Annotated in this window: 1 protein-coding gene; it reads left to right on the forward strand. The window is 30.4% G+C overall.

Annotated elements, in window-relative coordinates; translation table 11 throughout:
• A partial coding sequence (locus FVF61_RS08805; RefSeq protein ID WP_148455422.1) for a transposase occupies positions 1-242 on the forward strand: 242 nt, incomplete at its 5' end.
• Between the last annotated feature and the right edge of the window lie 31 nt (positions 243-273).

The raw sequence follows: 273 nt of genomic DNA on the forward strand, positions 1-273 counted from the left end.
GAGGAAGAAGTAGAATCAGCAAAGTAGGAAACAAAAAACTAAGAAATTTGTTGTTTTTATGTGCTTTTTCAGCATGTAAACATAATAAGGCCTGTAGAGATATTTATGAGCGAATTGTAGCAAAAGGAAAGAGCAAAAAACTAGCATTAATTGCTGTTGCAAATAAGTTATTAAAACAAGCTTTTGCAATTGCAAAAAGTGGATTGCCTTATGATGAAAACTTTGTTTCAAGATTAGCTTGAAATTGCTTGTTTTTTAACTCAGTTCTTTGTT

Origin of the sequence: Xanthomarina maritima (assembly GCF_008084905.1) — a bacterium.
In the GTDB taxonomy this organism is placed as follows: Bacteria; Bacteroidota; Bacteroidia; order Flavobacteriales; family Flavobacteriaceae; genus Xanthomarina; species Xanthomarina maritima.